The 15,488-nt window shown below is 37.5% G+C and carries 10 protein-coding genes; 6 read left to right on the top strand and 4 right to left on the bottom strand.

The window, feature by feature from the left end; all coding sequences use genetic code 11:
* The first annotated feature begins 109 nt into the window (after positions 1-109).
* The 6 genes from V7S76_RS08470 to V7S76_RS08445 all read left to right on the top strand — a co-directional run bounded on the left by V7S76_RS08470 (position 110) and on the right by V7S76_RS08445 (position 8,865).
* The gene (locus tag V7S76_RS08470) at positions 110-3,703 is read left to right on the top strand and encodes a family 78 glycoside hydrolase catalytic domain (RefSeq protein WP_459509649.1); all 3,594 of its coding nucleotides are present in this window, start codon (positions 110-112) and stop codon (positions 3,701-3,703) included.
* A gap of 96 nt (positions 3,704-3,799) precedes the next feature.
* Positions 3,800-4,804, top strand: coding sequence for a phytanoyl-CoA dioxygenase family protein (locus V7S76_RS08465; protein WP_459509648.1), 1,005 nt, complete (start codon positions 3,800-3,802; stop codon positions 4,802-4,804).
* A 1-nt stretch (position 4,805) separates the two neighbouring features.
* Positions 4,806-5,921 carry a DUF6351 family protein gene (locus V7S76_RS08460; RefSeq protein ID WP_459509647.1) on the top strand — a complete coding sequence of 372 codons (1,116 nt, stop codon included), beginning with the start codon at positions 4,806-4,808 and terminating at the stop codon, positions 5,919-5,921.
* A gap of 81 nt (positions 5,922-6,002) precedes the next feature.
* Positions 6,003-7,058: an NAD-dependent epimerase/dehydratase family protein gene (locus V7S76_RS08455; protein ID WP_459509646.1), complete on the top strand. Its 1,056-nt coding sequence runs from the start codon at positions 6,003-6,005 to the stop codon at positions 7,056-7,058.
* Complete coding sequence (locus V7S76_RS08450; protein ID WP_459509645.1) at positions 7,055-8,119, top strand: NAD-dependent epimerase/dehydratase family protein; 1,065 nt, start codon at positions 7,055-7,057, stop codon at positions 8,117-8,119. Before V7S76_RS08455 ends, V7S76_RS08450 begins: the two co-directional genes overlap by 4 nt.
* 2 nt (positions 8,120-8,121) lie before the next feature.
* Positions 8,122-8,865: a glycosyltransferase family 2 protein gene (locus V7S76_RS08445; protein WP_459509644.1), complete on the top strand. Its 744-nt coding sequence runs from the start codon at positions 8,122-8,124 to the stop codon at positions 8,863-8,865.
* 651 nt (positions 8,866-9,516) lie between these two features.
* Here V7S76_RS08445 and V7S76_RS08440 read toward each other — a convergent pair.
* From V7S76_RS08440 to V7S76_RS08425, 4 genes are read right to left on the bottom strand one after another with little or no spacing between them, the layout of a single operon-like run.
* A complete protein-coding gene (locus V7S76_RS08440) occupies positions 9,517-9,978 on the bottom strand; it encodes a DUF1569 domain-containing protein (protein ID WP_459509643.1) in 462 nt (153 codons plus the stop codon).
* A 4-nt stretch (positions 9,979-9,982) separates the two neighbouring features.
* Positions 9,983-13,021 (bottom strand): efflux RND transporter permease subunit, encoded by a 3,039-nt coding sequence (locus V7S76_RS08435; protein ID WP_459509642.1) that lies wholly within the window; start codon positions 13,019-13,021, stop codon positions 9,983-9,985.
* Positions 13,022-13,025: 4 nt separating this feature from the next.
* On the bottom strand, positions 13,026-14,093 hold the full coding sequence (locus V7S76_RS08430; RefSeq protein ID WP_459509641.1) for an efflux RND transporter periplasmic adaptor subunit: 1,068 nt from the start codon (positions 14,091-14,093) through the stop codon (positions 13,026-13,028).
* 11 nt (positions 14,094-14,104) lie between these two features.
* Positions 14,105-15,487: a TolC family protein gene (locus V7S76_RS08425; RefSeq protein WP_459509640.1), complete on the bottom strand. Its 1,383-nt coding sequence runs from the start codon at positions 15,485-15,487 to the stop codon at positions 14,105-14,107.
* Position 15,488 lies beyond the last annotated feature (1 nt).

Here is a 15,488-nt window from a genome sequence, read left to right as displayed (position 1 = left end):
AATAAGGATGAATTCATCTCATGATTCCCTAATTTCGACGAATAATCTCTAACATCCATCCTTTAGTTTAAATCTTGGTTGAATTATTATCCTCTTAATCGTTTATCACATGAAATTAAAGTTCTTCTTGCTCTTCTGTTTGCTATTCGGCCTTTTTCCACTTTTTTCTCAAAATAAACTCGACAATTTAAAAGTTGAGTACCAAAAACAACCTTTGGGTTTAGACGAGCAGCATCCTAGATTTTCATGGAACATGGTGGCCAATCCTAAGCTGAGAGCTGAAAAGCAGCAAGCCTATCGTATTTGGGTGGAAGATGAAGCAAAACAAATGGTTTGGGATTCTCAAAAACAACTTTCTGGCCTTTCCTTAGGAATTGCCTATGAAGGAAAATCCTTGAACCCGACGACTCGATACACTTGGAAATTACAAGTTTGGAATCAAAAAAATCAGGTTTCCACTGCTAGTTCATGGTTTGAAACGGGCCTGATGGCAACGAGTCAAGCCGCATGGAATGGAGCACAATGGATAGGCAGCAACGATTTGCCATTTTCGAGTCATTATTTATCTGTTTACAAATTTCAATATGGCATCCAATTGGATGCAGAAGCAAAATCCACCAAAGCCTCCTTTGTTTTTGGGGCCAATGATCCTCGCTTGTTCAACAGAAATCAAAACATACAGGATGTCGAAAGTGGAAGAAATGGCAATTACATTCGTTTTGAATTAGACATTTCCTCTTTATCGGATAGTGACACGGCTAGTCGAGCCAATTTCCATGTTTACCGCGTTGGTTACGACAAAAAAGACAAAGCCGATGTTCCTTTTGTTTCTTATAAATTGAATAAAAGTTTACTTTCAATCGAAAATAAATACCAAAAACACACCGTATTTGCCTTGTGTAATTTTGGTGTTTTTGATCTTTATTTGGACAAAATTGATCCTGAACACAAAATCATTCCAAGTCCAAAATCCGCAAATCCAGGTGCTCAATTCGGAGGATCCAATGGCTTGAATTTAAATCCAGTCGGCCGAGGAAATAACTTTATCAGTTTCCCGATGCTATCGGAAATTGGTTTTCAGGTTCCCGCCAATCAAAAAGCGCATTTCTCGGATGTTCAAATAAAGAACTATCGTTCACCGAGCAATATTCTTTTTGATGCTTCTGAAAATCCTCCATTATTCCTAGAAAAAGGAGTGGAATGGGATGGAAAGGTTTTTCATATATCTTCTTCTCAAGACGTATTGGTGGCTAAAAACCCAAGTAGATTTGCGGCACCGATGTTAAGAACTCAATTTGAAACTGCTCAAAAAACAATTAAAAAAGCCCGAATTTATGCAACAGCCAGAGGTATTTATGAATTGTACCTCAATGGAAAACGCGTGGGTACTGATTATTTCAATCCAGGGTTAACCCAATACAACAAAACCCATTTGTACCAAAGTTTTGATGTAAGTGATCTGATCAAAACAGGTAAAAATGCGTGGGGAGCTTGGCTGAGTGAAGGTTGGTGGAGTGGGAATATTACCTTTAGTGGCGACAGCTGGAATTATTTTGGTGATCGTCAATCCTTGTTAGCTAAATTGGTAATTCAATATACCGACGGAACCGAGCAGGTAATCACAAGTAATCCAGACCAATGGTCAAGTTACAACAACGGTCCTATTCGTTATGGTAGTTTTTTCCAAGGGGAGATTTACGATGCTTTGAAAGAAGAGGCTGTCCAAGGTTGGTCTACCCATGAATATGTAGCGAAGGATTGGAAAAAAGCAGCTAAAATCGACTTAGAAGGAACCAGCTTTGTGGGCAATGCCAACAATGCCTTGAAGTATGATCATATGCAATTGATAGGTCAACTAGATGATAAGGTGCAAATAAGAAAAGTCTTACAAGCCAAATCCATGACCGAACCACGAAAAGGAGTTTTTGTGTATGACATGGGACAAAACATGGTTGGTTTTCCCAAAATTTTCATCAAAAATGGGAAAGCTGGGCAAGTTATTGCCTTGCGATATGCGGAAGTCTTGTACCCAGATTTGGCTGAATATGCGGCACAAAAAGGAATGATTATGTTGGAAAATATTCGAGCGGCTTTGGCTCAAGATATTTATGTCTTAAAAGAAGGTGATCAATATATTCAACCTCGCTTTACCTTCCATGGATATCGCTATTTGGAAATTAGTGGGATTGAGAAAGCGCCTGAATTGCCACAAGTAGCGGGATTGGTATTGTCTTCCTTGACGGAAATTTCCTCCTCTTATGAAACTTCCGACCCATTGGTCAATAAATTATGGGAAAATATTACTTGGAGCATGAGAGGAAACTTCTTGTCGATTCCAACAGATACGCCTGCAAGAAATGAAAGAATGGGCTGGAGTGGAGACATCAATGTTTTTTCCAAAACAGCAACCATGATGGCGCCTGTGAACAATTTCTTGAGAAGACATTTATTGGGTATGCGAGATGTTCAACGGGCAGATGGCCGTTTTACCGATGTGGCACCTATGGGAGGAGGATTTGGAGGAACCTTATGGGGAAGTGCAGGAATTATTATCCCTTGGGAAGCGTACCAACAATATGGAGACAAAGCCATGTTGGCGGAACATTATGACGCCATGAAGCGATACATACAATTTTTAGATACGAAAGTAGAAGCAAATTCTGGTGTTTTAAACGAAGGACCTTTGGGCGATTGGCTGAGTCCAGAAAATAATAAAAACGATAATACCTTATTTTGGATGGCCTATCAAGCCTACAATTTAAAAATCATGTCGAAAGTGGCGCGTATTTGGGGAAATAAAGTCGATGAAAGCGCCTATATGAATCAACACGAGGCTAAAAAGAAAGCCTTTAATGCCATTTATGTCGATTCAAAGACACATAAAACCATAAAATCAGGGGTAAAAGCAGCGAGAATGGGCCCTCCAGGTGCAGCAGCTGCGAATAATGCGTCGACTCCTGTTTCAGATAAAGGCCAATTAATAGATACACAGGCATCTTACGCGATTCCATTGGCTTTGGATATTTTTGACGATACCAATAAGCCATTTGCCATTCAAAATTTAGTGGAGACTGTTGAGAGGTCTAATAAAGATGATGAAGGAATTGCGAGACCTGGATATTCCTTAATGACTGGATTTATTGGAACGGCATCCATCAGTGAAGCATTATCTGCCAATCAAAAAACGGGAGTAGCTTATGGATTGTTAACTCAAAGGACTTATCCTTCTTGGCTATATTCCGTGGCGAATGGAGCAACGACCATTTGGGAGCGATTAAATTCTTACACCATTGAAAATGGCTTTGGTGGAAACAACAGCATGAATTCATTCAATCATTATTCTTTTGGGGCGGTAGCAGGATGGATGTACACGCGATCTTTGGGCATACAAAGGGATATGGATTCTCCAGGTTATCAGCATTTCAATTTACAACCCTCGCCAGATGAAACAGGCAAAATCCAATTTGCAAAAGGACATATTGAAACGATGTATGGTCCAATCAAAAGTGAATGGAAGCGCCAAGGGAATTCTGTGGTTTATCGATTTAGCATTCCAGCTAATAGCAGCGCGCATGTAGTTTTGCTGGGTCAAAGAATAAAAGAAAAAGGGAAAGAATGGAGTAAACAATTTCATTTATTGAAAAAAGATGGGCATTTGGAATTGGATGTTGAGTCGGGGGAATATGAATTCATTGTTGACTAAAAATTGTCATTTTTGACCTTTAGCTAAATTCCTAGGTATGAAATTTTTGTTTGATTAAAAAAAACAAGAAATTGTAGTTTAATAAAATTCATACCAATGAAAATGAATACCCCTTGGGTGGAATCCCCATTTTTTGAGAAAATAATTAAGGAAAAAAAATTATCAAGCGAAAATGAGCAAATAGCACGCGATTATCATAAAAATGGATTCGTTGTTATTAAAAACCAGTTTAGTGAGGAAGAATTAGATGCCGTCATCCAAGAAATGCACACGAAAGGTTTTAATGTTGATTTCAACTATGAAAACCACCGAGATGCCAATCGTTGTCAAGATTTATGGACTTATTCCGATTCGGTAAAGAATTTATCGATCAAGCCTAGTGTTTTGGAGACTTTAGAAATGCTTTATGGCAGAGAAGTTGTACCCTTCCAAACATTGAATTTTTTAAGGGGTACACAACAAAAAGCACATTCGGATACCATTCATTTTAGTTCCTTACCTGCCAGATACATGGCTGGAGTTTGGATAGCTTTGGAAGACATCACAGAGGAAAATGGACCGCTCTTCTATTATCCAGGTTCGCATAGAATGCCGGAATATAATTTCAACGATTTTAAAGAAGATTTGTTGGATAATAGTTATGACAATTATCCGGAGTATGAAAATTTCATTGGTGAATTAATGGACCATTCTCCTTATGAAAAACAAGTTTTTTTAGCCAAAAAGGGAGATATTTTGATTTGGTCATCCAACATTATTCATGGGGGTAGTCCTGTATTGAAAGAAGGAACAACCCGTTTATCTCAAGTTACCCATTATTTTTTCAAAGACTGTTTATACTATTCTCCGATGGGTTCCAATACCATATCAGGCGAATTATTGATGAGAGTGACTTTAAAAAATATACGTACGGGTCAATTGGAAAAAATGAATTACAATGGATATCGTCCAAGATTAACGAGAACATTTAAACATTTGTATGTGATTAACGAACATCTTTTCTATCCAAAATTTCTTCGATTTTTCACTGATATCATTTATATCTTAAAAAAACAGGGAATCGGCAAATTGATGCATTTGGCACTTAATAAATTCAAATAAAATGAATAGAGGATTATTATTTCTTGCTTTTTGCACGATTTCTTTCTTAAGTTTTTCACAAGAAAAAATAGATTTGGGGCCCTTAAAAGGTGGAGGCTATCAGGTATTCATTCCTAAAAATTGGAATAAAAAACTGGTCATGTTTGCGCATGGATATCAATTCATGGGATCTCCGGCCGCAAGTGCTAATGCGGGTTTGGAGAAAAAGATGCAGTATATTTTGGATAGAGGTTTTGCTTTAGCGGCATCGGATTATCCGATTCAAGGCTGGGCGCTTCCAGAGGCGGTGGATGCAACGGAAGAGTTAAGGAAGAAGTTTATCGAAAAATATGGCCAACCAGATTCTACTTTTATGGTGGGACAATCCATGGGGGGAGGAATTTCTCTAGCCATCATGGAAAATTATGGTCAATATTATCAGGGCGCTTTGCCCATGTGTCCTTTGGCGTCTCGGCCCTATGTACAAACAAGAAAAGAATTTGATATGTATGCCACCTTCAATGGATTATTTCCTGGAATTGTACCAAGTTTAAAGGAAATTTTTGATCCACAAAGTGGAATACAATTTGCATCATTTCAGCAGGCTGGATCCAGAATGCAAGAAATAAATCGGGCGATGCTGACCAAAGATTCCTTATTAGCTGTTGGATTTGCCAAAAAATTTGATTTAAAATTAAAAGATTTACCAGCGGCCTTATTTTTTAATTTGAATGTCTTGAGAGATATCGCATTAAAAGCCAAAGGAAATCCATTTGATAATACACAAACCCTCTACACGGGTTTCCCGGATGATGAAAAAGTGAATTTGCTAGCTGAACGATTGGCCGCAACAAAGAATCCGGATATTCTTTATAGTAAATATGATCGCACGGGAAATATCAACAAACCCGTATTATTGATGCACACTATTTATGATCAATTAATTCCACCCACTTATGCGGTAAGCAATTTTGAAAATATGGTGATACAGCAAAATAAACACGCCTATTTTGCGGTAAAATATACCAATGGACAAGCCCATTGCGCCTTTACCAATCAACAAAGTTCCGAAGCTTTTGATGCGCTTAGGGCTTGGGTAAAATCGGGTAAAAAGCCCGTATTTATCGAAAAATATTAAGCGATAATATTCTGAACTTAGATAATTTATCCCCTCAATAATCATTATATATATTATATTTGCGACTTAATTCTCAATAAAATGCCTAATAAATTAATAGTAACGGGATCTTTAGGTTTAATTGGTTCTGAAGTAAGTGAATATTTTCTGGAAAAAGGTTGGACTGTTCACGGTGTCGACAATAATCAAAGAGCAGTATTTTTTGGCTCTCAAGGAGACAATTCCTCCAATCAAGATCGATTAGCCAAGTTTGGAGATCGTTATCAGCATCATACGGTTGATATTCGCGATAGACAAAGTGTATTGGATCTTATTCCTTCCATTCAACCAGATGCGATTGTTCATACGGCCGCTCAGCCTAGTCACGACAGAGCTGCTTCCATTCCATTTGAAGATTTTGACACCAACGCCGTAGGAACATTCAATTTATTGGAATCTTTGAGACGTTATAGCACGAATATTCCTTTTGTCCATTTATCCACCAATAAGGTCTATGGCGATGCACCTAACTTTATCAAAATGAAGGAGTTAGAGACTCGTTTCGACTATGATGATGACACCTATGAGCATGGAATAGCTGAGAGTTTTAGTATTGACCAGTCGAAACACTCTCTTTTTGGAGCATCTAAAGTTTCAGCGGACATTTCGGTTCAAGAATATGGTAGATATTTCAATATGCCTACTGCTTGTTTGCGTGGCGGTTGCTTAACTGGCCCAAACCATGCAGGGGTGGAATTGCATGGCTTTTTGAGCTATTTAATCAAATGCAATTTGGAGCAAAAAGAATACACCGTTTTTGGTTATAAAGGAAAACAAGTAAGAGATAATATCCATTCATTGGATGTTGCGAGATTCATAGAAGAATTTATTCAAGCACCACGCGTGGGTGAAGTGTATAACATTGGTGGAGGAAAAGCCAATTCGGTTTCCATTTTGGAGGCATTTGATTTGATTTCAAAAATTAGCGGTATTCCCATGAAGTACAAATACGATGAAACCAATCGTATTGGTGATCATATTTGCTACTATAGCGATTTGAGAAAGATGAAAGCGCATTATCCAAATTGGGATATTACGAAATCCTTGGAAGATGTTTTCAATGATATTTACAACCGTTACATGGAAGCAAAATCATGAAAATTTTAATTACGGGAGGCTGTGGATTTGTCGGATCAAATTTGGCCATTTTGTTTAAAGAGTATTTCCAACAATCGGAAATCTATTGTTTAGACAATTTATCCCGAAGAGGTTCAGAGTTAAACTTACGTAAAATTTTGTCTTACGGTATTCAATTTGTGCACGGAGACGTACGCATAAAAACCGATTTTGATCGAATTCCGAAAGTTGATTTAGTCATTGATGCAGCAGCTGAACCATCGGTTTTGGCGGGTACGGTTCCTGGTGAGTTAGAAAATTTGATTGACACGAATTTAAACGGAACCATTAATACCTTGTATTTTGCTAGAAGACATCAAGCAAAATTTGTGTTTTTATCTACGAGTCGGGTTTATCCATATGACCGACTTTTGGAGGTAGAATTGGAAACGAGTGAAAAAAGGTTTGATTTTTTGAATGATCAAACCATCCCCGGAGTTTCTAAAGCGGGCATTTCGGAAGATTTTCCATTAGAAGGTGTTCGTTCCTTGTATGGCGCGACCAAATTGTCTTCCGAATATATCATCAAAGAATTTGGACATAATTTTGATATCCCAACCATTATCAATCGTTGTGGGGTCATTAGCGGTCCATTTCAAATGGGTAAAATTGATCAAGGAGTTGTAGTACTTTGGATGGCTCGACATTTTTGGAAAAAGAATTTGAGTTATATTGGTTTTGGTGGATTAGGACAACAATCGAGAGATGTGATCCACATCAAAGATCTTTTTGAGTGCATTCTTTGGGAAATCAATCATACCGAAAAAGTACATAATCAAATTTTCAACGTAGGCGGAGGCTTAGCCAATTCAGTATCCTTGGCAGAATTAACTGCCCTTTGTGAAGAGATTACAGGCAATAAAATAAGTATTTCTTCCGATTCAGATAATCGCCCGGGAGACATTCCTGTATTTATTACCGATAATACCAAAATCAATTCCATTAGCTCTTGGGAGCCGAAAATAGGGGTAAAACAATTATTGCAAGAAGTCCATCAATGGATTGAAGCCGACCAAACCTTTTTACAACCCATTTTAGGATAAGCATGGAAAAATTAAGCATTGTCATTCCAGCCTACAATGAAGAAGGTTCCATTGAAGAGACATTAAGTACGCTATACGCCAAATTGATCGAAGAGAATATTGACCACGAAATAGTGGTCGTGAATGACAATTCCAAAGACAGTACCTTATCTATTTTAGAGGAATTAAAAGCTAGCTCAATACCCACTTTAACAATACACACGAATAAAGGACCCAATGGATTTGGATATGCTGTTAGATACGGCTTAGAAAGATTTCAAGGAGATATGGTGGCAGTCATGATGGCCGATTTATCGGATGACCCCAAAGATTTAGTGGCGTATTATCGTTTAATGGTTACCAAAAATTTGGACTGTGTATTTGGATCTCGTTTCATATCGGGAGGAAAAGTATATGATTATCCTAAACACAAATTAATCATCAATCGGATTGCTAATTTCATCATCAAAGTTAGCGTTGGGATTAAATACAATGATTCCACCAATGCCTTTAAAATGTATCGAAAACATACGATTGAAGGCATAAAACCATTTCTAGCACCTCATTTTAATTTAACAATTGAATTGCCCCTAAAAGCTATCATCAGAGGATATTCCTATGAAGTATTACCCAACTCGTGGCGCAATAGAAAAGCAGGAAAATCTAATTTGAAAATCAAAGAAATGGGTAGTAGATACCTGTTTATCTTACTTTATGTCTTGATTGAGAAGTTTTTTTCTAGAAATGATTTTCGGAAGAAAGGGTGAGATTATAGGTAATAGGTAAAAGGTAATAGGTAAAAGGTAATAGGTAATAGTGTTTAGTTATTAGTTATTAGTTGTTAGTAAAATAATTAGTCTGCCTATTTCAGGACAAGACAACACTAATAGCTAATACCTAATAACTAAACACCAACAATGCGAATTAAGCGTTGAAATTTCCAATAAAATATGAAAAAACTTTGTGCCCGTGTTAAAATGACCGGTTAACCACAAAGATTATTGAATCCATTTTCTATTCATGAATGATTTGTTCCAAAAGGAGTTTAACTCTTAATTCGCATTTATCGGTCATAGGTAACAGTTAAAAATACTACCATGATCAAACGGTAATCAACCCAAATAATTTTATCAAACAAGTGAACTTTTAAACCATTAAATTGCAGGGGGTAAGGGGTCCCATTCCCCATAAAAAAAGGACAAGGTTATTACTAATGGAAGACTTATATTTTTCATCAATTAACTGATTTGTTTTTTAGACGTTTCTCTATTTGATATTTCAAAGAATGAAGTTGGGGTGAGAAGAGGTAATAGGTAATAGGTAATAGGTAAAAGGTAATAGGTAATAGGTGTTAATGCGAATTAAGGGTTGAAATTTCCAATTATTAATCTCTTAATTACCGCTTTTGGCTCCGATACTTAGGAATTATTTAGTATATCCCTCACAATCTTCAAATGATGTTCTGTGTGAATAGCCAAAAATCTTTTCACTTGTTTGGTATTTAAATGTCCGAACATCGGATGCGTTAAATACTGATTCGGTTTTGCTTCATTTAATCGTTGTATATTCGATTTGGCCAAAAGAAGTTTTTCATTCAAACCATCCAACGTTGGCTCCTGTTTAGGAACTATTCCTTTCGGAGCTTTGACTTTTCCTCTTGGTATGAAACCAGAAAACAAAACTACCCATTTCCCTAGTGAAAAAACGGGTCGATATAATCGTTCATCCGACTTACTTAGTCCTTCAATTACCTCATTAATAACAATCAAACAATGTTCTAAATGCCAGCCTACCGAACCGTCTGATATCGCTTTGTTTTGAATTGTGTATTCTTCAATATGAACATCAATCACCATTAACTTTTTCATTAAATTTCTCATCGGATTATATTTTAGGCGGAATTAATTTATAGACAACTGGAGTAACTATTCTAGAAAGTAAGGTCGAACTGATTAATCCACCAATCATGACAATGGCCAGAGGTGAAATTAATGGATTCGTTGAAATAGCAATCGGGATTAAACCCCCAATAGCAGTTAATGTGGTCAATATAATGGGTAAAAACCTGACTTCTCCAGCTTCTCGGATGGCTTCTTCCAAGGATTTGCCTTCGGACCGTAATTGGTTGGTAAAATCGACTAATAAAATGGTATTCTTGACTTCTATACCTGCCAGTGCAATCATACCAACGGTAGCAACGAAAGACAAGGAATTGCCGGTAAATAACAAGGCCAAAACGGCTCCTACAATTCCCAAGGGAATCACAGAAAGAACAATAATGGTGCTTTTGAAAGTTTTAAATTCCAAAATCAAAACCGCAATAAATATGAAAATTGTCACTATAATGATACTCCCAAAGCCCCCAAATGAATCATTTCTCGACTCCACTTCCCCACCCATCATAAAATGATATCCTCTTGGAAGCTTCATTTTCGCCATTTTATCTTCCACCATTTTGATGACATCTGCGTTCAAAAATCCTTTCTCTACAAAAGAATTGACTGAAACCATTCGAGCCGTATTAAAGTGATTGATACTTACCGGGCTAGGTTCCAATTTCAATTTAGCCACTTGCGAAAGGGGTATTGCCGTTCCTTGAACATTGTTGACAAACACATTATTGAAAACTGTCAAACTAGGCTGATGCTCATTTTCCTTGGAAACCAACAATTGAAATTCATTGCCTTCTTTATCGGAAAAACTACCCAATTCTATTCCTGCTACCACCAAACGAACCATTCGATCAATGGAAACAGTCGGAATTCCCAACATACTCGCTTTCGATTTATCAATATCCACTTTGATATCCGATTTCAAATTTTTCAAGGGATTATTGACATAAATGGTCCCTTGGGTTTGAATCAACATTTGCTCCACTTGCTTGGATAACATTCGAAGCGTGTCAATGTTCGCTCCCAATAATCGGACTTCTACAGGCGCAACCACAGGAGGACCTTGCTCAAAATTTTTCACTTCAATTTTGGCATTTGGATAAATTTCCCACGCTGTTCTTAATTGTTCAATAATCTCCAATTTACGTGTAACCGATGTTTGTTTCCTCAATTGAACAAATAAACCTGCGTAATCCGCCCGTTCATTTAAGGGAATGGCGTTGTAATAAATTCGAGGATTCCCCTTACCCACATTGGATGTGATAAATTCAACTTCTTTGATTTTCTTTAATTCCTTTTCCACCTTTTTGGTTAGGGAATCGGTATAAACTAAGCTAGATTGAGGAGGAGCGTATATATTAACCAAAAACTGTGGTTTTTCCGAGGCAGGAAAAAGGCTAAAACCAATGACAGGAATCAATTGAAGCGAACCTAGGAAAATAGCAAAAGCAATACTTAAGGTAATCCAAGGCTTTTGAATCGCCGTATCAAGCCATTTGGAATAGGTGCCAGAAATGCCTTTTTTGAGTAACCGTAGAAAAATATTACCCTCTTCGTGTCCTTCATGTTTTTTCAAAAACCGACTCGATAGAAAAGGAACGATGGTTAATGACACCAACATGGATGCCAAAATGGAGGAAATAACCGCAATTGGTAAACTTCGGATAAATTCTCCCGACATCTCAGGTAAAAATACCAAAGGCATAAATGCAATGATCAAGGTAACTGTACAACCCAATACCGCCATGCCAATTTGTTCCGTGGCCTTCAAGGTAGCATCCAATTTGGAATACCCTTCCCGAATCCACCGCTCAATATTTTCAACCACCACAATGCTATCATCGACCAAAAGTCCCAAGGCAACCACAAAACCAACAATGCTTAATTGATTCAAACTATAACCCATTAAATTCAATAATACAATTCCGATCGACAAAGACAATGGAATGGATATCATTACGACAATGGCCGCACGATATCCCAAAGGCAAAAGTGTAATCGCGACTAATAAAATAGCGATGAGAAAGTCGATAAACAAACCACTCAAACGATCATTTACATTATCTGCTTGGTCAAAATTGACAATCAAATCAATGTTTTGAGGCAATGATTTTTTGAACTGATCCAATATTGGCAAATACGATTGCTGCGTTTTAGAAATATTTTCCCCAGTTTTTTGAGCTGCAGCGACCAACACACATCTATTTCCATTGATTCGTGTGATTTGTTTATCTTTATCATAATCAAAATACACATGAGCAACATCTTTCAATAGGACATTTTTGCCGGCATAACTAAACACAACTGTATTTTTTACCTCATCGATGTTTTGATAATTGCCACTCGTTTTGATATTAAAGGACCGATTATTTTCGACAATACTTCCTGCAGGAATATTGGCTAATTCACTTTGAACGGCCTGCATCACTCGTTCTGGACTCACCTGCATTTGAGCCATCTTCTCCAAATTCAAATCAATTTTGATGAGCTCATTGGGCAAGCCAAATATTTCCACATTTTTCAAGGATCGAACCTTTTCCAATTCATCTTGAAGTCGCTCAGCCGTTTCTTTTAATTGTTTTCTGGAGGCATTATTTGAAACCAAAGCCATTTGAAGAACATTGACACTGGAGGGACCAGCTTTATTTACCTCCAATCGAACGATTTCTTTGGGTAATTGAGAGCGCAAATTATTTAACTCACGAACTAATTCGGAATGTTTATCATCAACATTCACGCCATATTTGTATTGAACTTCGAAAACAGCCAAGCCGTCGCTGATGCGGGTGTTGATTTTTTTAATATCCTCTAGGCTATTCACTTTCTTTTCGATGGGATCCACAATCAAGTCTTCCATGTCTTCGGGACTTGTCCCAGGAAAAACGACGATAATTGGAAATTGTGGAGCATTCATATCGGGATCCTCCGCCCTAGGCATATTTAAAATCGTGGTTATTCCCACCACAATCACCATTAAGAAAATGATCAGGGTAAACTGATAATTTTTAACTGCGTAATTCGAAATTTTCATCTTATTATTTCGCTAATGGTGAAATGACTTTGATGGCCGATTGATCATCCAAATAGGCATTGCCGGAAGTAATCACATATTTGGCATTTTCTAAACCGGAAAGAACATTGATTTGGCCATTTTCCAATTTCCCTAAGGTCACTTTCACCTTTTGGGCGGTTTTCAAATCATTGCTGATAAACAAAAAGCCTTCTTCATCATCACCGTCCATTAAGGCATCATAAGGCACTTTCCAGGTAGATTGATTGGTTTTTAAGCGAATTTGAGCTTTACCAAATAGACCTGAAGCCAAATGATTTCGAGGAATGTTATTCGCACTAATATTCACCCAAAGTGTTCCCGTCACAGGGTCCACTCCTTCTGATTTCTTTACAACTTTTCCAGAAAAAGATTTGTTGGAAAAAGACTCGACTAATACATCTGCAGCATCTCCCATCTTCACAGATGCCCAATCTCTGTCACTCAAAGCGACTTTCAAAATCCAATTTGCACTACTCGCGCCGTTTACTTGAACAATGGGGGTTCCGGGACCCACCACTTGTCCGTCATTGGCTAATTTTCGCAATACAAAACCGGATTTATTGGCGCGTATTTCGGCAAAATCGCGATTAAAATTCAATTGATTTATTTGCTGTTGAGCAATATCAAAAGCTGTTTTAGCATTTTGAAATTGTTCTAAAGTTGCAACGCTATCGCGGTATAAATTGCTCGCTCGTTGAAAATCACGTTTTGCTTTTTCTAAACCAATTTGTGCTTGTTGCACTTGAGATTTTATTTCGGTCAAATTTAAGGTTGCTAATAATTGTCCTGCTTTTACGGCATCCCCTTCTTTAACAAAAACATGTTGAACAATCCCTCCGATTTTAAAACCCAAAAACGTTTCATCATCCGTTGAGAACTGGCCAGACGCCTCCACGCTGGAGTTAGCTGAAGAAGTATTGAGCGGCTGAATGGTCACTGGAATTTGTTCCTGATGGGCAAGGGATTGTTGCGCCACTTGCTTCTCTTTGGTACACGATAAGATACCAAAGACAATTAAAACAACAAAAAATGAATGGGTTGAGTGAGTCATTTGAATATGGATTAAGGCATGGAATATGCGGCAATTTCTCTTTCGTAATTAGTAGCAGAAATCAGAACTTTTAATCGAGCATTGTTTAATTGTGTTTGTGCAATTAAACAATGCGTCCGAGCTTCGATTGTTTCGATATAAGAATTAACACCTTCGGCAAAGCCTTTTTGAATTAGGTGGTAATAGGTACTTGCCGACTCCAATTGCTTTTCAGCTGAAGTGAATTTTACAACATCGCTTTGCAAGGTTTTTTTAGCAGATTCTGCGGCTAGGTTCAGTTGATGACTTGCTTGCTCCAATTTATTTTGGGAAAGTTTTACATCTATTTCGGCCTGGGAAATTTTCATGTTATTCCGCTTCCCGGAATAAATAGGTAAATCCATTTGAAGACCTAAAAAGTAATAGGCTGATTTACTATTTAAGTCCCAATTGGTGGACTGAGACCCCAAATTCACAAAACCATTCACTTTGGGAAGCCAAACACTTTGGCTTAATTTCAAGGCACTTTGATTAATGGATTCTAAGCCTTTCAGTAATCTCAACTCCTCTCTTCGCTCCAATGCTGGTTCAGATGCCAGACTCTTACGAGCAAATTTTTCTAGATCAGCTTGATTGGGTTGATGATTAATGTCTCTTTGTAAATCTACGTTCAGTAGAAAATTGAAGTACATTTTTGCCAAATTGGATTGTTTTTCTGCCTCCACGATCAAAGATTGGGTGGAATATACTTCACTCTCACTTCGAACTAAATGTGCGGGCAAGCCTTTCCCGTTCGCAATTAATTTTTCCGTTATTTTTTTGGTTTCCTGTGCACGAATCATGGCATTTTTGTAAATATCAACCGCACCTAGCGAGTTTAAATAGGTAAAATAGGCTGTTTTGACTTGAGCGACAAGTTCTCGTTTATAAGTCGCTAAATCGTTTTTTTGTAAATCATATTGCTGCTCTTGAATCTGTTTATTGATGGATATTTCTTTGTTGTAGATGGGCATTGTCGCAACCATTTTCACATCATAAAAATTCTTAGGCAAGAAATACGATTCAAAATTTCTGGAGGTCTTTCCTGCAACGGGATCGGTGACAGGTATTTGGAGGGCCTTATTCAAAGTAGCATAAATAGGTGCAATAATTTCATCCACGGGAATCGAAATACTTCTTCCTCCTTCACCTGTTTGATATCCACCTTGTAAGGCAAGGTTGGGGAAATACATGGTTTTGGCCGATCGAAGGGTATAAAGTGCTTTCTCGATGGAAAGATTTTTTTGTTGAATAACTAAATTATTTTGGAATGCTTCCTGAATGTATTTGTCGACAACCACTTCTTGGGCGAATACCATTTGCGAAAAGCACAACGAGAAAAAAATGGCCAAAAATGGATATGTTCTCTTTTTCATA

The sequence above is a fragment of the Aquirufa sp. ROCK2-A2 genome (assembly GCF_054558485.1).
This window is presented reverse-complemented; position numbering and strand designations above follow the sequence as displayed.